18 protein-coding genes and 1 pseudogene are annotated in these 25,347 nt (G+C 66.5%); 10 read left to right on the plus strand and 9 right to left on the minus strand.

The features are described from left to right. The first annotated feature begins 147 nt into the window (after positions 1-147). From glpK to ACVIJ6_RS14870, 3 genes and pseudogenes are all read left to right on the plus strand, one after another. Positions 148-1,650 carry a glycerol kinase GlpK gene (gene glpK, locus ACVIJ6_RS14860; protein ID WP_456773299.1) on the plus strand — a complete coding sequence of 501 codons (1,503 nt, stop codon included), beginning with the start codon at positions 148-150 and terminating at the stop codon, positions 1,648-1,650. Between the two features lie 2 nt (positions 1,651-1,652). Continuing rightward, positions 1,653-2,247: pseudogene (locus tag ACVIJ6_RS14865) on the plus strand (GNAT family N-acetyltransferase). Positions 2,248-2,448: 201 nt separating this feature from the next. Continuing rightward, complete coding sequence (locus ACVIJ6_RS14870) at positions 2,449-3,081, plus strand: glutathione S-transferase family protein (RefSeq protein ID WP_456773300.1); 633 nt, start codon at positions 2,449-2,451, stop codon at positions 3,079-3,081. Positions 3,082-3,369: 288 nt separating this feature from the next. Here the strand turns inward: ACVIJ6_RS14870 and ACVIJ6_RS14875 are convergent, their stop codons facing one another. The 5 genes from ACVIJ6_RS14875 to metF form a co-directional block, all read right to left on the minus strand. After that, complete coding sequence (locus ACVIJ6_RS14875) at positions 3,370-4,323, minus strand: HlyD family secretion protein (RefSeq protein ID WP_456773301.1); 954 nt, start codon at positions 4,321-4,323, stop codon at positions 3,370-3,372. Between the two features lie 66 nt (positions 4,324-4,389). Then, complete coding sequence (locus tag ACVIJ6_RS14880) at positions 4,390-5,109, minus strand: ABC transporter ATP-binding protein (protein WP_456773302.1); 720 nt, start codon at positions 5,107-5,109, stop codon at positions 4,390-4,392. Continuing rightward, the gene (locus tag ACVIJ6_RS14885; RefSeq protein ID WP_456773303.1) at positions 5,106-6,239 is read right to left on the minus strand and encodes an ABC transporter permease; all 1,134 of its coding nucleotides are present in this window, start codon (positions 6,237-6,239) and stop codon (positions 5,106-5,108) included. The genes ACVIJ6_RS14880 and ACVIJ6_RS14885 overlap by 4 nt, the downstream gene beginning before the upstream one ends. Before the next feature lie 326 nt (positions 6,240-6,565). Continuing rightward, positions 6,566-10,429: a methionine synthase gene (gene metH / locus ACVIJ6_RS14890; protein ID WP_456773304.1), complete on the minus strand. Its 3,864-nt coding sequence runs from the start codon at positions 10,427-10,429 to the stop codon at positions 6,566-6,568. Then, entirely contained in the window at positions 10,429-11,346 is a 918-nt protein-coding gene (gene metF, locus ACVIJ6_RS14895) for a methylenetetrahydrofolate reductase [NAD(P)H] (protein WP_456773305.1), read from the minus strand. The genes metH and metF overlap by 1 nt, the downstream gene beginning before the upstream one ends. A gap of 368 nt (positions 11,347-11,714) precedes the next feature. Between metF and ACVIJ6_RS14900 the strand changes: the two genes are divergently transcribed. Next, positions 11,715-12,734, plus strand: a complete 1,020-nt coding sequence (locus ACVIJ6_RS14900) for an LLM class flavin-dependent oxidoreductase (RefSeq protein WP_456773306.1) — start codon at positions 11,715-11,717, stop codon at positions 12,732-12,734. A 48-nt stretch (positions 12,735-12,782) separates the two neighbouring features. Here ACVIJ6_RS14900 and ACVIJ6_RS14905 read toward each other — a convergent pair whose 3' ends face one another. Further along, positions 12,783-13,643 carry a prephenate dehydratase gene (locus ACVIJ6_RS14905; RefSeq protein ID WP_456773307.1) on the minus strand — a complete coding sequence of 287 codons (861 nt, stop codon included), beginning with the start codon at positions 13,641-13,643 and terminating at the stop codon, positions 12,783-12,785. An 18-nt stretch (positions 13,644-13,661) separates the two neighbouring features. Further along, positions 13,662-14,402 carry a 3-deoxy-manno-octulosonate cytidylyltransferase gene (locus ACVIJ6_RS14910; protein WP_456773308.1) on the minus strand — a complete coding sequence of 247 codons (741 nt, stop codon included), beginning with the start codon at positions 14,400-14,402 and terminating at the stop codon, positions 13,662-13,664. A 239-nt stretch (positions 14,403-14,641) separates the two neighbouring features. On the opposite strand from ACVIJ6_RS14910, the gene ACVIJ6_RS14915 reads away from it, so the two are divergent. The 6 genes from ACVIJ6_RS14915 (at position 14,642) to ACVIJ6_RS14940 (ending at position 23,222) form a co-directional block, all read left to right on the plus strand. Beyond that, entirely contained in the window at positions 14,642-15,190 is a 549-nt protein-coding gene (locus ACVIJ6_RS14915) for a c-type cytochrome (protein ID WP_456773309.1), read from the plus strand. 376 nt (positions 15,191-15,566) lie between these two features. Next, a complete protein-coding gene (locus ACVIJ6_RS14920; RefSeq protein ID WP_456776990.1) occupies positions 15,567-17,411 on the plus strand; it encodes an extracellular solute-binding protein in 1,845 nt (614 codons plus the stop codon). Then, positions 17,408-19,285: an extracellular solute-binding protein gene (locus tag ACVIJ6_RS14925; protein WP_456773310.1), complete on the plus strand. Its 1,878-nt coding sequence runs from the start codon at positions 17,408-17,410 to the stop codon at positions 19,283-19,285. Before ACVIJ6_RS14920 ends, ACVIJ6_RS14925 begins: the two co-directional genes overlap by 4 nt. Before the next feature lie 3 nt (positions 19,286-19,288). Then, the gene (locus ACVIJ6_RS14930) at positions 19,289-20,401 is read left to right on the plus strand and encodes a microcin C ABC transporter permease YejB (protein WP_456773311.1); all 1,113 of its coding nucleotides are present in this window, start codon (positions 19,289-19,291) and stop codon (positions 20,399-20,401) included. Between the two features lie 2 nt (positions 20,402-20,403). Next, on the plus strand, positions 20,404-21,579 hold the full coding sequence (locus ACVIJ6_RS14935; protein ID WP_456773312.1) for an ABC transporter permease: 1,176 nt from the start codon (positions 20,404-20,406) through the stop codon (positions 21,577-21,579). Positions 21,580-21,584: 5 nt separating this feature from the next. Beyond that, positions 21,585-23,222, plus strand: a complete 1,638-nt coding sequence (locus tag ACVIJ6_RS14940) for an ABC transporter ATP-binding protein (RefSeq protein WP_456773313.1) — start codon at positions 21,585-21,587, stop codon at positions 23,220-23,222. Between the two features lie 47 nt (positions 23,223-23,269). On the opposite strand, the gene ACVIJ6_RS14945 is transcribed toward ACVIJ6_RS14940, so the two are convergent. Continuing rightward, positions 23,270-24,442 (minus strand): DUF5666 domain-containing protein, encoded by a 1,173-nt coding sequence (locus ACVIJ6_RS14945; RefSeq protein ID WP_456773314.1) that lies wholly within the window; start codon positions 24,440-24,442, stop codon positions 23,270-23,272. Further along, positions 24,439-25,302 (minus strand): DUF6502 family protein, encoded by an 864-nt coding sequence (locus ACVIJ6_RS14950; RefSeq protein ID WP_456773315.1) that lies wholly within the window; start codon positions 25,300-25,302, stop codon positions 24,439-24,441. The genes ACVIJ6_RS14945 and ACVIJ6_RS14950 overlap by 4 nt, the downstream gene beginning before the upstream one ends. Positions 25,303-25,347: the final 45 nt, after the last annotated feature.

Raw genomic sequence — 25,347 nt, forward strand, 5'->3', positions numbered from 1 at the left:
CGACACCAAGCGGCCGCGCAGACGGCAGTCTCCACCCTCCCCCTCCAGGGGAGGGTGGCAGCGCACATGCCGCGCCACCTTGACCTTCCCCCGCCAATCCGCTTGCTTGTCGCCCCAACGTCGTCAACCTCCCGGGAAGAAGCCCCCATGTCCTTCGTGCTGGCCATCGATCAGGGCACCACGTCCTCGCGCGCGATCGTGTTCCGCTCCGACATCTCGATCGCCGCTGTCGCGCAGCAGGAATTCCCGCAGCATTTCCCGGCCTCGGGCTGGGTCGAGCACGAGCCGGAGGACATCTGGACCTCGACGGTGATGACCTGCCGCGACGCGCTGGACAAAGCTGGGCTCAAGGCCAAGGACATCGCCGCGATCGGCATCACCAACCAGCGCGAGACGACCGTGGTGTGGGACCGCGCCACCGGCCAGGCGGTGCATCGCGCCATCGTCTGGCAGGACCGCCGCACCGCCGACATCTGCGCGAAGCTCAAGGCCGACGGCCATGAGCCTGACGTCAGCGCCAAAACCGGCCTGATCATCGATCCCTATTTTTCCGGCACCAAGGTCGCCTGGATACTCGACCACGTGCCGGGCGCGCGCGAGCGGGCCGAACGCGGCGAGCTCTTGTTCGGCACCGTCGATTGCTACCTGCTGTGGCGCCTGACCGGCGGGAAGGTGCACGCGACCGATGCCACCAATGCCTCGCGCACGCTGCTCTTCAACATCCACACCGGGCAGTGGGACGATACGCTGCTGAAGCTCTTGCGCGTGCCGCGCTCGCTGCTGCCCGAGGTGAAGGACTCGTCCGCCGAGTTCGGCACCACCACGCCCGACCTGTTCGGCGGCTCGATCAAGGTCTCAGGCATCGCCGGCGACCAGCAGGCGGCGACCATCGGCCAGGCCTGCTTCACGCCCGGCATGATGAAGTCGACCTACGGCACCGGCTGCTTCGCACTGCTCAACACCGGCGCCACGCCGGTGAAGTCGAACAACAAGCTGCTGACCACCATCGCCTATCAGCTGGGCGGCGTCAGGACCTACGCGCTCGAAGGCTCGATCTTCGTCGCCGGCTCGGCGGTGCAATGGCTGCGCGACGGGCTCGGCATCATCAAGCACGCCGCCGAGACCGGCCCGCTCGCCGACAAGTCCGACTCGATGCAGTCGGTCTATCTGGTGCCGGCCTTCGTCGGCTTAGGGGCGCCGTATTGGAATCCGCACGTCCGCGGCGCGCTGTTCGGCCTGACCCGCAACACCGGCCCGGCCGAGCTCGCGCATGCGACGCTCGAAAGCGTCTGCTACCAGACCTATGATCTGTGGGCGGCGATGCGCGCCGACTGGCCGGCTGCGTCGGCCGCGACCATCGTGCTCCGCGTCGACGGCGGCATGACCGCCTCCGACTGGACCATGCAGCGCCTCGCCGATCTGCTCGACGCGCCGGTCGACCGCCCGATGATCCAGGAGACCACGGCGTTAGGGGCCGCCTATCTCGCCGGCCTCAATGCGGGCGTGTATCCGGAGCCGGAGAAATTCGCCGACAATTGGCGGCTGGAGCACCGCTTCAAGCCGGCGATGAGCGCGGCGACGCGCCAGCGCAAGCTCGCCGGCTGGGCGCGCGCGGTGAAGGGCGTGCTGGCGAGCGACGAGGGCGAGTAGGGATGTCCATTCCCGACGGCCATTTCGATATCCCGCCCGGCAGGATCGCAGCCGTCGTGACCTCGCTCGAGATGCTGGCGCCGCCGGTGCTGCCGCCCCGATCCGGCCGGCAACTGGCGCGTTCGCCGCGTCGCGCAGCCCGGTCTCGACTGGTATCGCGACCTCTATGCCCGCGTCGGCCGCGAATGGCTGTGGTCGCAGCGGACGCGAATGAGCGATACGGAACTCGCCGCCACCATCTGCGTATCCGGTGTCGAGATCTATACGCTCGAACACGGCGGCGGCGATGAGGCTCTGCTGGAGCTCGACTTCCGCAACAAGAACGAGTGCGAGCTGGTGCTGTTCGGCGTCACGTCGACGCTGATCGGCACCGGCGCCAGCCGCCTGCTGATGAACCACGCGCTGCGCCGTGCCTGGGCCCAGCCGCTCAGCCGGCTGTGGCTCCACACCTGCAGCTTCGATCATCCGCGCGCGCTGGCCTTCTACCAGCGCGCCGGCTTCCGCCCCTATCGCCGCCAGATCGAGCTCGCCCCGGATCCGCGGCTCGACGGCACCCTGCCGCGCGACGTGGCAGCGCATGTGCCGCTGATTGGCTAGGTCGGGCCTGCCCGTGATGAACCGCTCGCGAAGCTCCAATCTCGGTCGTCATGCCCGGGCTTGACCTCGGGCATCCATGTTCGGCGTCACGGGAGACGTGGATGGCCGGGACAAGCCCGCCTATCACGCGGAGAGCGTGAGCCAACCTGGGTGACATCAGCCGCAAATGGCGCTTCAATGCCGCGCACAGGAGGACGCGCCATGTTCCTGATCGGCCAGTACGACTCGCCCTTCGCCCGCCGCACCGCGATCGCGCTGAGGCTCTACGGCCTGCCGTTCGAGCACCGGCCGTGGTCGACCTTCGGCGATGCCGACAAGATCGCGCCCTATAATCCGCTGCTGCGCGTGCCGGTGCTGGTGCTCGACGATGGCGAGGCGCTGATCGATTCGGCCGCGATCCTCGATCATCTCGACGAGACCGTCGGGCCGGAGCGCGCGATGCTGGCGCCGCGCGGGCCGTTGCGCAGGAAACAGTTACGCACGATCGCGCTGGCGACCGGGCTCGGCGATAAGGCCGTCAGCCTGATCTACGAGCGCGTGCTGCGCAAGGACCGCCTGGCGCTATGGGTCGCGCGCTGCGAGACGCAGATCTCCGGCGTGCTTGCGGTGCTGGAGGCGGAGCGTGCGGGCGTGACCACGGACTACTGGCATGGCGAGCACATCGGCCATGCCGACATTGCCGTCGCCTGCGTTCTCCGCTTCACCCGCGAAGCCCATCCGCATCTGTTCGACGAAGCGCGCTATCCGGCGCTGGCGGCCCACGCCGCGAAGTGCGAAGCGCTGCCGGCATTCCAGGACATCGTGCAGCCGCTGGCCCCGCCGAGCGGCGATTGACGTCGTTCATTGGGGCATCGCGCAGCGCGACTGTCTCGGTGAGACCCTGCCTTGGAAGGCGGGGTTATCGTATCTGGAGATACGGGACTGTCACGACGAGCAGTCCCGGCAGTTAGTTACTCCGTCATGCCCGGGCTTGTCCCGGGCATCCACGTGCTTCTCAGCGTGCTGAACGACGTGGATGGCCGGGACAAGCCCGGCCATGACGATGTGGAGACGGTCGAGCTCACCAACTGAAGGGGGAGGATGGCTGCGGGGCGCTGGCATCAGCCGGGTGACTTCAGAGCCTCACGGTCGAAAATACACATCCACTTTCATGCCGACCGCGAACGGGCCGGGTTCGGCGAGGTCGACCAGCACTTCCACCACGTCGACATCGGTCATGTTGCGCTGGCTGAGCGCGGCCGTGCGGCTGCTTTCGACCAGGGGGGCGATGCTTGCGACCTTGCCGGCGATGTCGCGGCCGCGGAAGGCGTCGGAGCGGACCACGGCCTGCTGGCCGACCTTGATCTTGTCGAGATCGCGCTGGTCGAGCTCGGCGCGAACGCGCAACGCCGACATGTCGCCGAGCAGCACCAGCGGCTGCGTCGCTTGCGGCGCGGCGATCTCGCCGGCGCGCGCATTGACCTGCAGCACGGTGCCGTCGAGCGGCGCGCGGATCGTGAGCTTCTCCAGCGTGGCGCGGGCGCCCTGAAGGTCGCTGCGCGCGACATTGAGCTGGCCCTCGACGCTGACCGGCAGCGGCGCATCGGCCGTGACCTTGCGCAGGTCGTCGGCCTGCTGCTCGAGCTTGGCCTGCGCATTGGCGAGCTGCGTGCGTGCGCTCTCGATATCGCCATCCGCGCCGCGTCCCGCCCGCCGCTCGGCCACCGCCTTGTCGAGCGCGGTGCGCGCGTCGAACAGCGCGGCCTGAGCGTCGGCGACGCCATCCTCGGCGCGGCGCCGCGGCCCGGCGCCTGATGGCGTCGATTCCTTGTTGCGCACCCGCTTGCGCATCGCGACCTGCGCCTCGGCGCTGGCGAGCTGCGCGCGCGCCTCGGCGTCAGTCAGGCGCAGCAAGGCCTGGCCGGCGAACACGGTCTCGCCGGGCTTCACCAGCACCTCCTGGATCGGCGCCACCACGGGCGCGCCGAGCTTGATCAGGCCGGAGGCCGGCTCGACCCGGCCCGGGCGCGACGGCGAGCCAGCGCTCGTCCTGGGCGTTGGCTGCGCGCGCGGCTGGCGCGATCCAGGCCGGCGCAACGGCCAGTGCGAAGGCCGCCGCCGCGACCAGCCCGAGCGCGGCGGCGCGATGTGAAACTGCCGATGTCATGCGTTTGAGACCTTCTTCATGGACTCGCCGCCGCTCGTCTCGCTGACAATGCGGCCGTCCTCGATATGGATGACGCGGCTGGCGAAGGGCAGGATGCGCGGGTCGTGCGTCACCACCAGCACTGCGCGCGCCGGATCCTTGGCGATGTCGGCGAGCAGGGCCATCACCGCCTGGCCGTTGGCGGTGTCGAGCGCGCCGGTCGGCTCGTCGGCGAGAATGACTTGCGCCTTGCCGACGACGGCGCGGGCGATCGCGACGCGCTGCTGCTCGCCGCCGGAGAGCTCGCGCGGCAGCGATTTGCGCTTGTGGCCGAGGCCGACCGTGGCGAGCACCTCGCGCGCCGCCAGCTTCGCGGCCCGCGCGCGCTCGCCGCGGACATCGAGCGCGAGCCGGACATTGTCCTCGGCGTTGAGCGTCGGAAACAGATGATAGGATTGGAAGATGAAGCCGATGCGCTCGCGCCGCAGCTTCGCCAGCGCCTCGGCATCGAGCGCAGTAACGGCCTGGCCTCCGACCTTCACCGTGCCGGCATCCGGCGTCATCAGGCAGCCCAGGATCGACAGCAGCGTGGTCTTGCCGCTGCCCGAGGGGCCCATCAGCAACACCAGTTCGCCGCCCTTCAGCGCGAGGCTCACGCCCTTCAGCGCCTGCACCCGGCCGGCACCCTGGCCGAGGTGGTGGACGAGATCGGTGGCCTCGAGCACAATCTCGGTCATCGCGAGAACACCAGGGTCGGGTCGATCCGCATCACCTTCACGATCGCCGCAATCGCCGAGCCGATGCACATCGTCAATGTCAGGACGAACAGCGCGACCGTCAGCAACGGCGTCATGATCACCGGCAGCGCCGAGTCCGCGGTCGCGGCCGCGACGATCTTGCCGATCGCGGCCGCGCCGGCGAAGCCGACGATGGCGCTGAGCAGCGCCTGCCAGATGATCACCGTGTAGATGTAGCGGCTGGTCGATCCGATCGCGCGCAGGGTGGCGAACTCGTTGATGTGATCCTTGGTGCTGGAATACAGCGTCTGCGCCACGATCACGGTGCCGACGATGAGGCCGAGCAGCGCGCCCGCGAACAGCGCCGCGCCCGCACCGGTACCGAACAGCCAGAACGAGCGGCTGCGGCTGGCGAACTCGGCGGCCGTCAGCACCTCGACATCGGCCAGATTGGCGCGTATCGCCTGCTGCACGGCCCAGAGGTTTGCCCCTGGCGCGAGCTTCACCAGCAGATAGGACGCCTTGTTCGGCGCGATGCCGGTAAAGCTGCGTGCACGCTCGACATCGGTGAACACGTAAGGCGTGGTCGTGAAGGAGCGGATGCCTTTAGTGACCGCCATCACCTGCACCTTCCGGTCGCGCAGCTCGGCGGCCTGCTCGACACCGGTGATGCCGAGCCGCTCGAAATAGGTCTGGTCGATCGCGACGGCGCCGGGCACCGAGAGGTCGTCGAGCCGGCCCTCGACCACGTTCCAGGGATGCAGCCCGAGCCCGCGCAACTCCGAGCCGACCACGAACACCGGCGTGGTGGTGCCCTGCGGCAGCCGCCATTGCGCATAGCCGATCACCAGCGGCGTTGCCTCGGCGACGCCCGGAACCGCCAGCGCCCGGAACCGCTGCCGCTCGTCGAGCAGCGAGGGGTCCTCGAAACATTTGGTGCCGACCGGCATGATCCAGAGCTCGGCCGGCGCGTGGTCGATCATGGTCGTGACCATCAGGCGGAAGCCGACATAGAGGCCCATCTGCACGGTCACCAGCACGATCGAGAAGACGATGCCGATGATGGTGGCGATGAAGCGCAGCCTGTCATGAAACAGGTTTCGCGACGCAAGCCTGAACTGCAGCGACATGAACGAAAACCACCCGGCGCCCCACGCCTATTTCAGCCGGTTACGGAGGAGATGTCCACGCTGCATCGCATGACGGCCGCTGTGGCGCTTTGTCATTCGGGACGGTCGTGGCGCGGGGGACACGCGGAAGGGGGCCGGTCATCGCGGGCATGTGAGTCGACCAGGGTGCGTCACAACCGATGTCGTCCCTGCGCACGCAGGGACCCATCACCACAGGGGGGGGGTTGTTGCACGCGATGTCGGCGACCGCCGACGACGGGTCGATCACGCGGTATGGATCCCCGCGTTCGCGGGGACGACGGCTGTGTATGTCGAGGCAGCGCCGGCTATTTCGCGCCGACGGCCTTCTTGCGCCAGGCCAGATGCACCGCGCAGGCGCAGCCGGGCGGGTGGCTGGCGAGTTCGGCGGGGGCGGTGTCGTTGGCCGGAGCGAGCGCGGCGGTGGCGCGCGACGTCTCGGGCTCCTGGCCGCTGCGGGCCGGGATGTAGTTCAGGATCGGCGCCAGCCAGCGCTCGACCTCGGCCACCGACATGCCCTTGCGCGCGGCATAGTCCTCGACCTGGTCGCGCTCGATCTTGCCGACGCCGAAATAGAAGCTCTCCGGCGAGGCGAAATACAGGCCGGAGACCGACGAACCCGGCCACATCGCAAAACTCTCGGTCAGGCGGACGCCGGCGTTCTCTTCGGCATCGAGCAACTCGAACAGCGTTGCCTTTTCGGTGTGATCGGGCTGCGCCGGATAGCCCGGTGCGGGACGGATGCCCTGATACTTCTCCAGGATCAGGTCGTCGGGCGAGAGCGCCTCGTCCGGGGCATAGGCCCAGAACTCGCGGCGGACGCGGGCATGCAGCCGCTCGGCGAACGCCTCGGCCAGACGATCGGCCAGCGCCTTCACCAGGATCGAGGAGTAGTCGTCATTGGCGTTCTTGAACCGATCGGCCACCGCATCCTCGCCGAGACCGGCGGTGACGACAAAGCCGCCGACATAATCGGGGACGCCGGAGCCCTGCGGCGCGACGAAGTCGGAGAGCGCGGTGTTGAAGCGGCCCTCGCGCTTTTCGAGCTGCTGGCGCAGCGTATGCAGCGTCGCGATCCGCTCGGTGCGGCTGTCATCGGCATAGAGCACGATGTCGTCGCCTTCGGCATTGGCCGGCCAGAAGCCGATCGCGGCGCGCGCTGTGAACCACTTCTCAGAGACGATACGCTCAAGCATCTTCAGCGCGTCGTCATAGAGCGCGCGCGCGGCCTCGCCGACCTTGGAGTCGTCGAGAATGGCCGGGAAGCGGCCGGCGAGCTCCCAGGTCTGGAAGAACGGCGTCCAGTCGATATAGGGCACGAGCTCGGCGAGGTCGTAGTCGGCGAAGGTCTTGACGCCGAGGAAGGTCGGCTTGACCGGCCTCGCCTTGGCGAAATCGATCTTCGGCGCATTGGCGCGGGCGTCGGCAAGCTTCAGCCGCTTCTTGTCGGCCTGGCCGCGCAGATGCGCGGCGGCGATCTTCTGATATTCGGTGCGGATCTCGGCGGCATAGGCATCCTTGCGCTCCGCCGACAGCAGCGAGGAGGCGACGCCCACGGCGCGGCTGGCGTCGTTGACATGCACCACCGGGCCGCTTTGGTAGTTCGGGTCGATCTTGACGGCGGTGTGGACGCGGCTCGTCGTCGCGCCGCCGATCAGCAGCGGCACGTTGAGGCCCTGGCGCTCCATCTCGGAGGCCAGATAGGCCATCTCATCGAGCGACGGCGTGATCAGGCCGGACAGGCCGATGATGTCGGCATTCTCAGCCTTCGCCGTCTCGATGATCCTGGCCGCGGGCACCATGACGCCGAGGTCGATGACCTCGAAATTGTTGCACTGGAGCACGATGCCGACGATGTTCTTGCCGATGTCGTGGACGTCGCCCTTGACGGTGGCGAGCACGATCTTGCCGGCGTTGGAGCGCTCATTGGCGCGGCCCTTGTTGGCGGCCTTCTCGGCCTCCATGAACGGCATCAGATAGGCCACCGCCTGCTTCATCACGCGGGCGGATTTCACCACCTGCGGCAGGAACATCTTGCCGTCGCCAAAGAGGTCGCCGACCACGTTCATGCCGGCCATCAGCGGGCCTTCGATGACGTCGAGCGGCCGCGTCGACGCGGCGCGCGCCTCCTCGGTGTCGACTTCGATGAACTCGGTGATGCCATGCACCAGCGCGTGGGAGAGCCGCTTTCCGACCGGCCATTCGCGCCAGGCGAGATCGGCCTCCTTGATCTGCTTGCCCTGGCCGCGGAATTTCTCGGCGAGCGCCAGCAGCCGCTCGGAGGCGCCGGGGTCGCGGTTGAGCACCACGTCCTCGCACACTTGGCGCAGCTCCGGATCGATGTCGTCATAGACGATCATCTGCCCGGCATTGACGATACCCATGTCCATGCCGGCCTTGATGGCGTGATACAGGAACACCGAATGCATCGCCTCGCGCACCGGCTCATTGCCGCGGAACGAGAACGAAAGATTGGAGACGCCGCCCGAGACATGCGCATGCGGCAGGTTCTGGCGGATCCAGCGTGTCGCCTCGATGAAGTCGACGCCGTAATTGTCGTGCTCCTCGATGCCGGTGGCGATCGCGAAGATGTTCGGATCGAAGATGATGTCCTCGGGCGGGAAGCCGATCTGTTCGACCAGGATCTTGTAGGCGCGGGCACAGATCTCGGTCTTGCGCTTGTAGGTGTCGGCCTGGCCGGTCTCGTCGAACGCCATCACGACCACGGCAGCGCCGTGGCGGTGCGCGATCTTCGCCTCATGGATGAACTTCTCCTCGCCCTCCTTGAGCGAGATCGAGTTCACGACTGGCTTGCCTTGCACGCATTTCAGACCGGCTTCGATGACGTGAAATTTCGAGGAGTCGACCATCACCGGAACGCGGGCGATGTCCGGCTCCGCGGCGACGAGGTTGAGGAAGGTCCGCATCGCGGCTTCCGAGTCCAGGAGGCCCTCGTCCATGTTGACGTCGATGACCTGGGCGCCGTTTTCGACCTGGTCGCGCGCGACCTGCAACGCCGCGGTGTAGTCGCCGGCGGTGATCAGCTTGCGGAATTTGGCCGATCCCGTGACGTTGGTGCGCTCGCCGACATTGACGAACGGAATCTCCGGCGTCAGCTCGAACGGCTCCAGGCCCGACAGCCGCAGCCGCGGTGCGATCTCAGGCACGGCGCGCGGCTTGTGCGGGGCGACGGCGGCGGCGATCGCCGCGATATGGTCCGGCGTAGTGCCGCAGCAGCCGCCGACGATGTTGACGAGGCCGTCGCGGGCGAACTCGCCGATCAGCCGCGCCATATAGGCCGGCGTCTCGTCATACTGGCCGAACTCGTTGGGCAGGCCGGCATTGGGATAGGCGCACACCAAGGTATCGGCGACGCGGCCGATGTCGGCGACATGGGCGCGCAAATCCTCGGCGCCGAGCGCGCAGTTGAAGCCGATGGTCAGCGGTTTGGCGTGGCGCACCGAGTTCCAGAACGCCTCCGGCATCTGGCCAGACAGCAGGCGGCCGGACTTGTCGGTGATGGTGCCCGAGATCATCACGGGCACGTCGATGCCGCGCGCCTCGCAGAGCTCGGCGATCGCATACAGCGCCGCCTTGGCGTTGAGCGTGTCGAAGATGGTTTCGACCAGCAGCAGGTCGGCGCCGCCGTCGAGCAGCCCGCGCGCCTGCTCGCCATAGGCGATGCGCAGATCGTCGAACGTCACCGCGCGATAGCCGGGATTGGAGACATCAGGCGAGATCGAGGCGGTGCGGTTGGTCGGGCCCATCGCGCCGGCGACGAAGCGCTGCTTGCCGTCCTCGGCCGCGACACGCGTGGCCGCATTGCGTGCGAGCCGGGCGCCTTCGCGGTTCAGCTCGTAGATGATGTCGGAGAGATCGTAATCGGCCTGCGCGATCGACGTCGCCGAGAAGGTGTTGGTGGCAACGATGTCGGCGCCGGCGCGCAGATATTGCGCGTGGATGTCTTCGATTGCGTCGGGCTGGGTGAGGATCAGGAGATCGTTGTTGCCTCTGACATCACGATGGAAGTCCGCAAAGCGCGCACTGCGAAACGCGGCCTCGTCGAACTGCAGCGCCTGGATCATGGTGCCCATGGCGCCGTCGAGAATCAGGATGCGCTCGCGAGCTGCAGCGAGGAAGGCGGTACGCGCGGGAGAGACGGGAACGGACATCAGGCGGCAGCCTTGTTGGCGGACTTCGGACGGATGCCAAGCAGATGGCTGATCGCGAAGACGAGGTCGGCGCGGTTCATGGTGTAGAAATGGAAGGTGTCGACGCCCTGCTTGGCGAGCTTCTGCACCTGGCCGGCGGCAACGGTCGCCGCCACCAGCTTGCGCGTCTCGGGATCGTCCTCGAGACCATCGAACTTCTCGGCCAGCCAGGTCGGCACGGTGGTGCCGTTGCGGCTCACGAAGCCGCGCGCCTGCTTGAAATTGTGCAGGGGCATGATGCCGGGCACGATCGGAATCTCGATGCCGCGGGCGCGGACGCGGTCGAGGTAGCGGAAGTAGACGTCGTTGTCGAAGAACACCTGGGTGATGGCGCGGGTGGCACCGGCATCGACCTTGGCCTGGAGCATGTCGATGTCGGCATCGAAGTCGCGGCTCTCGGGATGCTTCTCCGGATAGGCCGAGACCGAGACCTCGATGTCGGGATGTCGCTTCTTGATGCCGGCGACCAGTTCGGGCGAGCTCTGATAGCCCTCAGCATGGGTGGAGTAGGGCGTGCCGATGCCGCCGGGCGGATCGCCGCGCAGCGCAACGATGTGGCGGACGCCAACCTCGTGATAGCGGTCGACGATCTCGTCGATTTCCCCGCGCGAGGCGCCGACGCAGGTCAGGTGTGCGGCCGGCAGTAGCGCAGTTTCCTTCAGGATGCGCGCGATGGTCGCGTGAGTGCGCTCCCGGGTGGTGCCACCGGCGCCATAGGTCACGGAGACGAAGCTCGGCTCCAGCGGGGCGAGGCGCTCGATCGAGGCCCATAGCGTCCGGTCCATCTCCTCGCTCTTCGGCGGGAAGAACTCGAAGGAGATTTTCGGCCGGATGATCGCGGCGTGTCCGTCGGTGATGGCGGTGGCGAGGTCGGTCATAGCGGCGCAGGTTCCCGATGGCGCGTAAATTTCAACTCAAGAGGGGATCGTCTCTCGGAGGCGCCAAGATAGGGGAAGTGCGACGCGATATACAGCCCACCAATAATGGGATTTTGCCCACTTTTATAATATGATTGCGTTTTATTAGGCTCATTCAATATCAGTTGGGCAGATTGGTAATGCTCGAAGTCGAGGATTTTTCATCGATATGGCCGATTTTTATACCGATGAGTGTGTGGGACGACAGATAGTCAAATTGTATACAAGTCATATGTCCCAATCAGAGTTTAGCCAATCCCTGCGTTTGCGGCAGGTCACCGGCGCAATTGGCCCATTGTGGCCCGCGGCGCAGTCATTACGTTGACGGCATGATCCCGCTTTCAGTCCTCGACCTCTCGGTCACCACCACGGCGACGCCGCCGTCTGCGGCGCTGCGCAACAGCATCGACCTGGCGCGCCATGTCGATCGGCTCGGCTATGTCCGCTACTGGCTCGCCGAGCATCACAGCCTGCCCTCGGTGGCGAGCCCGTCGCCGGACATCATGATCGGGCAGATCGCGGCCGTCACGAAGCACATCCGCGTCGGCTCCGGCGGCGTGATGCTGCCCAACCATGCGCCGCTGGTCGTCGCCGAGCGCTTCAAGATGCTGGAAGCCCTGTTCCCCGGCCGCATCGATCTTGGCCTCGGACGCGCGCCCGGCACCGACGGCACCACGGCCTATGCGTTGCGGAGCCGGCTCGATCGCCGCGAGGGCGACGACTTCCTGGAGCGGCTGCACGAGCTGACCTTGTGGGAGACGCGCGAATTTCCCGCCGGCCATCCCTACAACAACGTCATCGCCATGCCCGACGATGCGCCGCTGCCACCGATCTGGCTGCTCGGCTCCAGCGATTATTCCAGCGAGCTGTCGGCGCAGCTCGGCATGGGCTTTGGCTTCGCGCATCACTTCGCCAATCATGATGCGATCGATGCGATGACCGCTTACCGCGCGCATTTCACCGCGTCGCGCTGGCGCTCGCAGCCGCATGCGATCCTGGCGGTGGCCGTGGTCACGGCCGAGACCGACGCCGAGGCCGAGCGGCTGGCGTCATCGATGGATCTGAACCGGTTGCGGCGCGACCGCGGACAATTCCTGCCGCTGCCGAGCCCGGAAGAGGCGGCGGCTTATCCGTATACGGACGCCGACCGCGCCTCGATCGCGCGCAACCGCTCGCGGCTGTTCGTCGGCAGCCCAGCGACGGTGCGCGCCAAGCTCGACCCGATGATCGCGGCGAGCCAGGCCGACGAACTGATGGTGATCACCGCGATCTTCGATCACGACGCCCGCAAGCGCTCCTACAGCCTGCTCGCCGACGCCTTCGGCCTGCAGCGGAAGGCGGCGGCGTAAGTTTTTGCCGTCGTCCCCGGGCAAGGCCGGCAGGGCAACGGCGCAGCGTCACTCCATCCGTTCGCTGAACGTGGCGCGGAACGGATGCGCGGGATAGACGCCGACGATGCGCAGCTCGCGCGAGAAGAACTTCAATTCCTCCAGCGCGAAAGCGAGTCCCTTGTCTTCTGGATGGCCGTCGACATCGGCATAGAATTGCGTGGCGAAGAAATTGCCGTCGACCATATAGCTCTCGAGCTTGGTCATGTTGACGCCGTTGGTCGCGAAGCCGCCCAGCGCCTTGTACAGCGCGGCGGGCAGGTTGCGGACGCGGAACACGAAGCTCGTCACCAGCGGGCCGGAGTTCTGTTCGGCCCATTGCGGCTCGCGCGCCAGTACGACGAAGCGGGTGGTGTTGTGGGCCTCGTCCTCGATGTCCTCGGCGAGGATTTCCAGGCCATAGATCTCGGCGGCCAGGCGCGAGGCAATCGCTGCAACGCTCTTGTCGCCGCGCTGGGACACGTCCCGCGCGCTGCCGGCGGTGTCGCCGGCCACGATCGGCCGCACGCCGAGCTGACGGATGATGCGGCGACACTGCCCGAGCGCATGAACGTGGCTCTCGACGGTCTTGATGTCGGCGAGCTTGGTGCCCTTCAGCGCCATCAACTGATGCCGGATCGGTAGGAACCACTCGCCGATGATATAAAGACCCGAGGCCGGCAGCAGGTGGTGGATGTCGGCGACGCGGCCGGCGACCGAGTTCTCGATCGGGATCATGCCGAGCTCCGCCTCGCCGGAGGAGATTGCGCTCAGCGCGTCCTCGAAGGTCGGGCAGGGCATGGCCTCGGCGGTCGGATAGGCCTCGGAAATGGCGATATGGGAATTGGCTCCCGGCTCGCCCTGGAATGCGATTTTCAAGATCTTGCTCATGAGGGGCCTTGTAGCAGCTTAAGCTTCGGACAAAAGCCGGCGTGCGGTTTCGAGGTCGGCCGGCGTGTCGACGCCGCGCGGCACGGCGTCGACGATCATCACGTCGATGCGCATCCCAGCCTCCAGCGCCCGCAATTGTTCCAGTCTTTCCTGCTGCTCCAGCGGCGAGGGCGGCAGGCTGACGAAGCGCTCCAGCGCCGCGCGGCGATAGGCGTAGAGGCCGATGTGATGGTAGCGCGGTCCGTCGCCATGCGGCGCCGTAGCCCGGGTGAAATACAACGCGCGCATGCGCCGTCCACCGAGCGGCGAGCCGACCGCCTTGACGACGTTCGGGTTGAGGCTCTCTTCCTCGGTGTGGATCTCGGCGGCCAATGTGGCGATGTCGACGGCAGGGTCGGCGAGCGGCGGCAGCACGTCGCTGATGTTCTGCGGGTCGATGGTCGGAAAGTCGCCCTGCAGATTGACCACGATCTCGGCCTCACCAGCCGGGTCGAGCTTGCGCAGCGCCTCGTAGATCCGGTCCGAGCCGGAGGGATGGTCGGGCTTGGTCATGACGACCTCCCCGCCCGCCGCGGCGACGGCTGCGGCGATCTCGGGCGTATCGGTGGCCACCGCCACGCGGCCGATCGCCGCCTCCTGCGCGCGCCGAAGCACCTGCACGATCATCGGCACGCCCGCGATGTCGAGCAGCGGCTTGCCGGGCAGGCGGGTGGAGGCCATGCGGGCAGGAATCAGCACCAGGATCTTGGGTTTGGTCATCCAGGGAACGGCAGGTCGGAGCCGGTCGCAACAGCGCGTCCGGACGAGGTGGGGACAGTGAAAACCGCCCGCTTATACGGGTTGCCAGAGCACGGGCAAACCGATATCTCACTTCTGCCGCAGGGGGAGGCGCGACGGCTCGATTCCGCTCGATGCCTTCATGATTCCTGGGGCGATTCACGGTCGCGGCCCCGCGACCCCAAAAGCAATGAAATCCGCCCTCGGAGCCTGATTCCAAAATGGACTCCTTCGAACTGAACAAAATCCTCGGCGCCGTCCTGGCCGCCTGTCTGGTCGTGCTGGTGACGAGCTTCAGTGCCGGCGCGCTGTTCGCGCCGAAAATGCCCGAGAAGCCGGGTTTCGAGATCGCCGTCAAGGAGAGCGAGGGCGCTGCCAAGGGTGGCGCTGCGCCGGCCGCCTCCGAGCCGATCGAGAAGCTGCTGCAGACCGCCTCGGTCGAGAAGGGCGCCGCCGCCGCCAAGAAGTGCGCGGCCTGCCATACCTTCGCGAAGGGCGAGAAGAACGGCGTCGGCCCGAACCTCTACGGCATCGTCGGCGACAAGATCGGTGAAGGTCGCGGCTTCAACTTCTCGGCGGCGATGAAGGCCAAGGGCGGCACCTGGACGATCGATGACCTCAACAGGTTCATCGCCAACCCCAAGGGCTACATCCCGGGCACCGCGATGGGCTTCGCCGGCATCCAGAAGGACTCGGAGCGGGCCGACGTGCTGGCCTATCTGAACTCGCTGTCGGACAATCCGGCGCCGCTGCCGACCGCGGCCAAGTGATCCAAAGCTGAGCTCTCATGCTTTCGACGGCCGGGCCCCAAGCCCGGCCGTTTTGCTTTGGCGAGCCAATTTCGCCCCATTTGGGACCTTTGGTCGCATCCGCCCCGTTCACAACCCGGTATCATGAGGAAAAAGCAAGGTTATTCGTCGAAACCTTGCCGTATATTGGTCCCCTGAATGGAACGGGGTCGCAGGTTCCGGGCGCCCTTGCCCGGCCGGCGCAACCCGCCCTCGCCAAACGGGTTACGATCAAACGTTCGATCTGGGAGCAGCGTCGTCCACCGCCGGACCTCTGCTCCTCAGCGGTCTTATTCAGAGGAAGTCTCATTTGACGATTACCCGACGACAGCTCCTGCAGAGCAGCGCCTTCGCTGCGATGGCCCCGGCGCTCGGCACCGCCGCCAGCCTTGCCCCTCTCGACGCCGCGCAGGCGCAGGCCGGGGAGCAACTGGTCTGGCGCCACGGCCTGTCGCTGTTCGGCGAGGTGAAGTACCCGGCCGACTTCAAGCGCTTCGACTACGTCAATCCCGACGCGCCCAAGGGCGGCACGGCCCGGATGATCTCGCTCGGGACGTTCGACAATTTCAACATCGTCGTGATGTATGTGAAGGGCAACATCGCCGCGGCCGCGATGCTCCCCTATGAGACGCTGATGACGCGGGCTCAGGACGAGATCTCGACCGAATACGGCCTGCTCGCCGAGGCGGCGTCCTACCCCGACGATTATTCCTGGGTGATCTATCGGCTGCGCCCGGAGGCGCGCTGGCATGACGGCAAGCCGGTCACGCCGGAGGATGTCATCTTCTCGCTCGACGTGCTGAAGAAGAACAGCCCGTTCTACTCGTCCTATTACCGGCATGTCGTGAAGTCCGAGAAGATCGGCGACCGCGAGATCAAGTTCACCTTCGACGGTCCGGGCAATCGCGAGCTGCCGCACATCGTCGGCGAATTGCTGGTGCTGCCCAAGCATTGGTGGGAAGGCACGGATGCGCAGGGCCGCAAGCGCGACGTGACCGCGACGAGCCTGGAGCCGCCGCTCGGATCGAGCCCCTATCGCATCAAGGAGTTCGTGCCCGGACGCTCGATCAAGGTTGAGCGCGTCAAGGATTACTGGGGCGCCAACCTGCCGGTCCGGATTGGCCAGAACAATTTCGACGAGCTGCAATTCGAATATTTTCGCGACAATCTGGTCGCGCTCGAAGCCTTCAAGGCCGACCAGGCCGACTGGATCAACGAGAACTCGGCCAAGCAATGGGCCACGGCCTACGACTTCCCGGCGATCACCGAGAAGCGCGCGGTCAAGGAGGAGTTTCCCGTCCGCGATTCCGGCCGCATGCAGGCCTTCGTGTTCAACCTGCGCCGGCCGCAATTCCAGGACCCGCGGCTGCGCCGCGCCTTCAACTACGCGTTCGACTTCGAGGAGATGAACAAGCAGCTGTTCTTCGGCCAGTACAAGCGGATCAACAGCTATTTCGAGGGCACGGATCTGGCCTGCTCGGGCCTGCCGCAGGGCCAGGAGCTGCAGATTCTCGAGGGCATGCGCGACAAGGTGCCGCCGGAGGTGTTCACCACGGTCTACCAGAATCCGGTGGGCGGCAATCCCGAGAACGTTCGCGCCAATCTGCGCGAAGCGACCAAGCTGCTGAAGGATGCCGGCTACGAGATCAAGGACCGCAAGCTGATCGATCCCGCCGGCAAGCCGGTGGCGATCGAGATGCTGGTCGAGAGCCCGTCCTCCGAGCGCATCGTGCTGTTCTACAAGCCGTCGCTGGAGCGGCTTGGTGTCACCGTGACGGTGCGTCAGGTCGACAACGTCCAATATGAGCAGCGGGTTCGCACCTTCGACTACGACATTATCACCGACACCTGGGGCCAGTCGCTGTCGCCCGGTAATGAGCAGCGCGATTTCTGGGGTTCCAAGGCGGCCGATGAGCAGGGCTCGAAGAACGCGGCCGGCATCAAGAACCCGGCCATCGACGAGCTGATCGAGAAGATCATCTTCGCCAAGGACCGTGCCAGTCTCGAAGCGGCGACGCATGCGCTCGACCGCGTGCTGCTGTGGAATTTCTACGTCGTGCCGCAGTTCACCTATCCGTTCGCGCGCAGCGCCCGCTGGGACCGCTTCAGCCATTTCGAGCCGTTTCCCAAATATGCCAGCACCGGCTGGCCGACGCTGTGGTGGTACGACGCCGACAAGGCTGCCAAGGTGAAGCGCTCTTGAGCATTCTCTCGCATCTGTCGCGCCGCGGCGTGCTCGGGCTCGGCCTCGGCGCGCTCGGCGTCCCCCTGCTGAAGCCCGCCATGGCGGCCGAGTTCGGCGCCGAATCGCACGGCATGTCGGCATTCGGCGACCTGAAATATCCGGCCGACTTCCGCCAGTTCGACTACGTCAATCCGGACGCACCGAAGGGCGGGCTGTTCTCGCTGATCCCCTCGGTGCGCGCCTACAACCAGTCCTATCAGACGTTCAATTCCTTCAATGCCTACGTTCTCAAGGGTGAGGGCGCGCAGGGCATGGACATGACGTTTGCCACCCTGATGGTGCGCGCGGCCGACGAGCCGGATGCGGTGTACGGGCTGGTTGCGAAATCCGTGGCGATCTCGCCGGACAAGCTGACCTATCGCTTCACCTTGCGGCCCGAGGCGCGCTTCCACGACGGTTCGAAGATCACAGCGCACGACGTCGCCTTCTCGCTGAACACGCTGAAGGAGAAGGGCCATCCGCTGATCGTCGTGCAGCTGCGCGACTTCGTGACGGCCGAGGCACTCGATGACGCGACCGTCGTGCTCCGCTTCGTCGAGAAGCGTGCCCGCGACGTACCGCTCTATGTCGTGACCCTGCCGATCTTCTCCAAGGCCTGGTATGCGAACCGCGCCTTCGACGAGAATCCGCTGGACGTGCCGCTCGGCTCGGGGCCGTACAGGGTCGGCAAATACGAGATCAACCGCTACGTCGAGTTCGAGCGCGTCAAGGATTGGTGGGCCGCCGACCTGTCGGTCAGCCGCGGCCTCTACAATTTCGACATTGTGCGCTACGAATTCTACCGTGATCGCGACGTGGCCTTCGAGGGCTTCACCGCCAAGAGCTATCTGTTTCGCGAGGAGTTCACCTCGCGCATCTGGGCGACGCGCTACGACTTCCCGGCGATCAAGGACGGCCGCGTCAAGCGCGAGCTGCTGCCGGACGAGACGCCGTCGGGCGGCCAGGGCTGGTTCGTCAACACCCGCCGCGACAAGTTCAAGGACCCCCGTGTCCGCCAGGCGCTGACCTACGCCTTCGATTTCGAATGGACCAACAAGACCATCATGTACGGCGCCTATGCGCGCACGGTGTCGCCGTTCCAGAACTCCGACATGGTCGCGGTCGGGCCGCCCTCGCCTGAGGAGCTGAAGCTGCTGGAGCCGTTCCGCGGCCAAGTGCCTGACGACGTCTTCGGCGAACCGTTCGTGCCGCCGGTCTCGGATGGCTCGGGCCAGGACCGCGCGATGCTCCGCAAGGCCACACAGCTGCTGCAGCAGGCGGGTCTTCCGGTCAAGGACGGCAAGCGGCTGCTGCCGTCGGGCGAGGTCTTCAGCATCGAGTTCCTGATCGACGAGGTGTCGTTCAAGCCGCATCACGGTACCCTGATCAAGAATCTGCAGACGCTCGGCATCGATGCCGACCTGCGCATCGTCGATGCGGTGCAATACCGCGCGCGGGTGGAGGATTTCGATTTCGACATCACGGTGCAGCGGCTGTCGATGTCGCCGACCCCCGGCGACAGCCTGAGGCCGTACTTCACCTCCGACGCGGCCAAGACCAAGGGCTCGTACAATCTCGCCGGCATCAGCAATCCCGCGATCGATGCGCTGGTCGCCAAGGCGATCGGCGCGGACACCCGTGGTGAACTGACGCTCGCCTGCCGCGCGCTGGATCGCGTGTTCCGCGCCGGCCATTACTGGATACCGCAATGGTATCGTCAGACCCATCCGATCGCCTATTGGGATCAGTTCGGCCACCCGCCGAAGCCGCCGAAATACGCGTCCGGCGTGGGCGCCCCCGACATCTGGTGGTACGATGCCGCCAAGGCCGCAAAGCTGGAGCAAGCGAAGTAGTTCATGGCTGCCTATATCGCTCGCCGCATGTTTCTGATGCTCCCGACCCTGCTCGGGATCCTCTTCATTTCTTTCGTCGTGGTGCAGTTCGCGCCGGGCGGCCCGGTCGAGCGCGTCATCGCGCAACTGACCGGCGCCGACACCGGCGGCACGTCGCGGATTTCCGGCGGCAGCGGCTCCGATTTCGGCGCGCGGCCGCCGGGGCAGGTGGGCTCCGGCGGTGACACCAACTCGAAATATCGCGGCGCCCAGGGACTCGACCCGGCCTTCATCAAGAAGCTGGAGCAGCAGTTCGGCTTCGACAAACCGGCGCCTGAACGTTTCGCGCTGATGGTCTGGAACTTTGCCCGCTTCGATTTCGGCAAGAGCTATTTCCGCGACACGACCGTGCTGCAGCTGATCAAGGAGAAGCTGCCGGTGTCGATATCGCTCGGCATCTGGATGACCCTGCTGACCTATCTGATCTCGATCCCCTTGGGCATCCGCAAGGCGGTTCAGGACGGCTCGCGCTTCGACGTCTGGACCTCGGCCGTGATCATCATCGGCTACGCGATTCCCGGCTTCCTGTTCGCGATCCTGCTGATCATCCTGTTCGCCGGCGGCTCGTTCTTCAACGTCTTCCCGCTGCGCGGACTGACCTCAGACGGTTGGGCCGACTTCCCGTGGTACCTGAAGGTCCTCGACTATTTCTGGCATCTCACGCTGCCGCTGCTGTCGATGGCGCTCGGCGCCTTCGCGACCATGACGCTGCTGACCAAGAACTCGTTCCTGGACGAGATCCGCAAGCAATATGTCATGACCGCCCGCGCCAAGGGCTGCAGCGAGACCCAGGTGCTGTATGGCCACGTGTTCCGCAATGCGATGCTCATTGTGATCGCGGGCTTCCCCGGCACCTTCATTCACGCCTTCTTCTCCGGCTCGCTGCTGATCGAGACCATCTTCTCGCTCGATGGCCTGGGCCTGCTGTCGTTCGAGAGCATCCTCAACCGCGACTATCCGGTCGTGTTCGGTAACCTCTACATTTTCTCGCTGCTCGGCCTCGTAGTCAATTTGATCTCCGACCTCACTTACATGTGGATCGATCCGCGGATCGACTTCGAGGCGCGGGAGGTCTGACGATGCTCAAGACCGCCCCCCCCGTCGAGACCACCACGCAGGCGCCGCTCGGCGACGCCGTGCCGCCGACGCGGCATCGCTTCCGGCCGTCGCCGCTCAACCAGCGCCGCTGGCAGAACTTCAAGGCCAATCGCCGCGGCTACTGGTCGCTGTGGATCTTCCTGTTCCTGTTCTTCGTCTCGCTGTTCGCCGAGCTGATCGCCAACGACCGGCCGTTCCTGATCAAGTTCGACGGCCATCTGTATTGGCCGGCCTTCGTGTCCTATCCGGAGACCGCGTTCGGCGGCGACTTCGAGACCGCGGCCGACTATCGCGATCCGTATCTGCAGAAGCTGATTGCGGACAAGGGCGGCACCGTGATCTGGCCGCTGATCCGCTATTCCTACGCTACCCACAATCTCGACCTGCCGACACCGGCGCCGTCGCCGCCGACCTGGATGCTGACGGAGGCGCAGTGCAAGCCCGTCGTCGAGAAGAAGGGGCTGAAGAGCTGCCGGGATCTCGAATACAACTGGCTCGGCACCGATGACCAGGGCCGCGACGTCGTCGCGCGCCTGATCTACGGCTTCCGCATCTCGGTGCTGTTCGGCCTGTCCCTGACGTTCTTCTCCTCGATCATCGGCATCGCCGCCGGCGGCGTGCAGGGCTATTTCGGCGGCTGGGTCGACCTGTTGTTCCAGCGCTTCATCGAAATCTGGAACGCGATTCCCTATCTCTATCTGCTGCTGATCCTGTCGGCGGTGCTGGTGCCCGGCTTCTTCACCTTGCTCGGGATCATGCTGCTGTTCTCCTGGGTGTCGCTGGTCGGCCTCGTGCGCGCCGAATTCCTGCGCGGCCGCAATTTCGAGTACATTCAGGCTGCGCGCGCGCTCGGCGTCTCCAATGCCGTCATCATGTGGCGGCATCTGCTGCCGAACGCGATGGTCGCAACCATGACCTTCCTGCCCTTCATCGTGTCGAGCTCGGTGATGACGCTCACCGCGCTCGACTTCCTCGGCTTCGGCCTGCCGCCGGGCTCGCCGTCGCTGGGGGAGATGCTGTCGCAGGCCAAGGCGAATGTGCAGGCGCCGTGGCTCGGCCTCACCGGTTTCTTCTCGGTTGCGATCATGCTGTCGCTGCTGATTTTCGTCGGCGAGGCCGTGCGCGACGCGTTCGATCCGCGCAAGACGTTCAGGTGATCGACATGGATGCGATGAGCCAGCCGCTTCTATCGGTCAGCGATCTCTCGGTCGCCTTCCATCAGCAGGGCCGTGTGACGACCGCCGTCGACCACGTCTCGTTCGACATCAAGCGCGGCGAATGCGTCGCGCTGGTCGGCGAATCCGGCTCGGGTAAATCGGTCAGCGCACTCTCGGTGCTGAAGCTGTTGCCCTATCCGGTCGCCTCGCATCCGTCGGGCAGCATCCGCTTCAAGGGCCGCGATCTGCTGCCTCTCCCCGAAGGCGAGATGCGCGAGATCAGAGGCAGCGACATCTCGATCATCTTCCAGGAGCCGATGACCTCGCTCAATCCGCTGCACACGATCGAGCGGCAGATCAGCGAGATCCTGCAACTGCATCAGCCGATCTCGAACAGCGCGGCGCGGAGGCGCGTGCTCGAGCTGCTCACCCAGGTCGGGATTCCCGAGCCGGAGACGCGGCTCGGCAGCTATCCGCATCAGCTCTCCGGCGGTCAGCGCCAGCGCGTGATGATCGCGATGGCGCTCGCCAACGAGCCGGACCTGTTGATCGCCGACGAGCCGACCACCGCGCTCGACGTCACCGTGCAGGCGCAGATCCTGGCGCTGCTCGCCGACATCCGCGCGCGGCTCGGCATGAGCCTGCTCTTCATCACCCATGATCTCGGCATCGTCCGCCGCATCGCCGACCGGGTCTGCGTGATGAATGGCGGCAAGATCGTCGAGCAGGGCCCGGTCGAGCAGGTGTTCACCGCACCCGCGCATCCCTACACCAAGGCGCTGCTCGCCGCCGAGCCGAAGCCGGACCCGGCGCCGCCGCGGCCCAACGAGCCGGTGGTGATGCAGACGAAGGACCTCAAGGTCTGGTTTCCGATCAAGCGCGGCCTGTTCCGCTCCACCGTGGGCCACATCAAGGCGGTGGACGGCGTCAGCGTTGCCGTGCGCAAGGGCGAGACGCTCGGCGTGGTCGGCGAATCCGGCTCCGGCAAGACCACGCTCGGCCTGGCGTTGTTGCGGCTGATCTCCTCTGACGGTCCGATCGTGTTTCTCGGCAAGGAGATCCAGGGACTGTCCTTCAAGGACGTCCGGCCGTTCCGCCGCGACATGCAGATCGTGTTCCAGGATCCGTTCGGCTCGCTCAGCCCGCGCATGTCGGTCGGCGACATCATCGCCGAGGGCATCAGCGTGCATCAGCCGAGGCTCAGCGAAGAGGAGCGCGAGGCCAAGGTCATCAAGGCGCTGAACGAGGTCGGGCTCGATCCGGCGACGCGCTTCCGCTATCCGCACGAATTCTCCGGCGGCCAGCGCCAGCGCATCTCGGTGGCGCGCGCCGTCGTGCTCGAGCCCTCCTTCGTCGTGCTGGACGAGCCGACCTCGGCGCTCGACATGCTGTTCCAGGCGCAGATGGTCGCGCTGCTGCGCGACCTGCAGCGCAAGCTCGACCTCACCTACATGTTCATCTCGCACGATCTGCGCGTCGTCGCCTCGCTCGCCAGCCACCTGATCGTGATGCGCCACGGCAAGGTGGTCGAAGAGGGCCCGGCCGTCGACCTGTTCAAGGCCCCGAAGACCGACTACACGCGGGCGCTGTTCGCGGCTGCGTTCAGGAACGAGACCGCGGCGAACGGGACGGCGGCGAGCTGAACCGACGCGGGCGGCAAGCGAGCCGTCGCGGCGCCGGTCGGGTTCGATCAGCGCCGGCCGCCGCCACCGGGCGGACCGCCCGGGGCGCCGCCGAAGCCTGGCCCATCCGGTGGGCCGCCGGGACTGAATCCGCCGGGCGGCGCCATCCCATTGTCCTTGCCGAATCCTGGCGCGCCCGGGCCGCCGGGAGCACCTGGTCCACCCGATCCGCCCGGACCATTCGGCCCGCCCGGAGCATTCGCGCCACCTGGGCCGCCCGGTCCGTGCATGGGTCCCTGGCTGCGCGGCGGGGCGTGCGGACCCTGGACGGACTCGCCGGGGAATCGGCTCACCGCCTGCACGGTCTCGACCCGCAGCCCGCCGGCGCCGTCGGGCACGGCGTTGACGACGACGCGTGTCTCGCCAGACGGCTGGAAGCGCGAATTGTCACGCGCGACATAGCCCGAGCCGAATTGCAACTCGTTGCCGACACGCCGGACATAGCCTTCGACCAGCAGCCGGCTGGCGCGGGCGAAATCCTGGAGATCGTCGGGCCTGATACGCGTGACCTGCAGCACGCCCTGCGCCATGCGGCCCTCGGCCTGGATGCGGCGTCCGATCAGGGCCGGATCGACGCCGGCGAGGCGGAGCCCGCCGAGGGCGAGCCCGTTGCGATCCCGCACCACGACGCCGCTGACTCGGCTGACCGTGGCCTGGCGCGGATCGACCAGGCTCGCGACGATCACGCCGTCGCTGCGCCGCAGGCCGAACACGGCGACGTGCGTGCCGATCTTCCGCCAGCTTTCCTGGCCCGGAGAGACGACGGTCTGGCCAAGCACGGTGAGCTCGCCGGGCCTGATGGCCTCGATCGGTCCGGTGACCTCGCTGACGATGTCGATGCTCCGCGTGGTCAGCGTGCCCTTGCCGTCGCGCTGCGCCAGCACGCGCGCGAGCTGCCCGATCTTGAGCGCCTTGGCCGAGGCCGCCTCGCCGTCAAACCGCACCGGCACGTCGGCAGCGTAGCTGACGCGTTCGCCATTGACGAAGATGCTGCCGAAGCGCTGGATCACGCCGACGATGCCGGTGCCGCCCATGCCCTGGTCCTGGCCGCCGGTGATGCCGGTGCCGCCGAGACCTTGATCATTGCCCTTGCGCGTCTGTCCCCACGCCAGAGCCGACGATCCGGCGAGCCAGATGCCGGCGAGCAGCGACCTGCGCGACAAGACGGGCGGCCGGCTCATGACTTGCCGCCCGTGCCGGGCGCGTCCGGCGGCTCTTCGAGATAGATGTAGACGCCGAAATTCCAGCGCGCGTCGCCGCCCTTGTCCTTGGCGAGGGCGCGGTTGGCTTCGCGGTTCGCCGTCTTCAGCGCCTCCATCGCCAGCTCGCGCGAGCGCTGCTCGAGCCGCCGCGCGAGCTTCGGCGACAGCCCGTCATAATGCACCGCGCGCTCCATGAAGCGCGGCGCATCGCCCGAGACGTTGGTCGCAGCGGCCGCGATGTGGTCGTGCAGATTGCGGCCAAGGTAGTACCATTTACGATCGTCGTCGCCGCGTGGCACGAGGCCAGTCTCGGCCAGCACGATGTTGTCCTGCGCATCGATCGTCACGAGCCTGCGATCGAGCCATTCGTCGAGCACCGCGCGCGGCCGCACGTCCTTGGTGATCGCGGCGACCAGAGCCTCGAACGACGGCGCATCGCCATCGGCCGTGCGCGGCAGCGGCAGCGGCTCCCCCTTGGCATCGGTGAATTCCGGCGCGGCCAGCCAGTGCGCGATGATGGCGCTGGTGCGCGACAAGGTCGCCGGCACCTCGTTCACCGGAGCTCCGGCGCCGCGCAGCCGCGCCACCTCCTTGCGGTGGATGCCCGTGAGCAGGCTGACGCGGCTGTCGGTCTGCGGCTTGCCGTCCAGCGCGAAGTCGTGTTCGGCGACGTTCACGAACAGCTCGCGAAGCAGCTGCGCCAGCGCCGGAAACGTCATGCCGCTGCGAATGCACAGGCGCACGAGCGGACGCAGCAGCCGCGCCAGCGGCGCGTGCAGCTGTGTCGCGGCGAGCGGCGAGGGCGCAGCCGGCGGCGATTGTCCGGAACTCGGATCCATCGTTCAAGTTTAGCGAGATCACATGTGGGACACAATCCCACTCAC

Source organism: Bradyrhizobium sp. USDA 4369, from assembly GCF_054056435.1.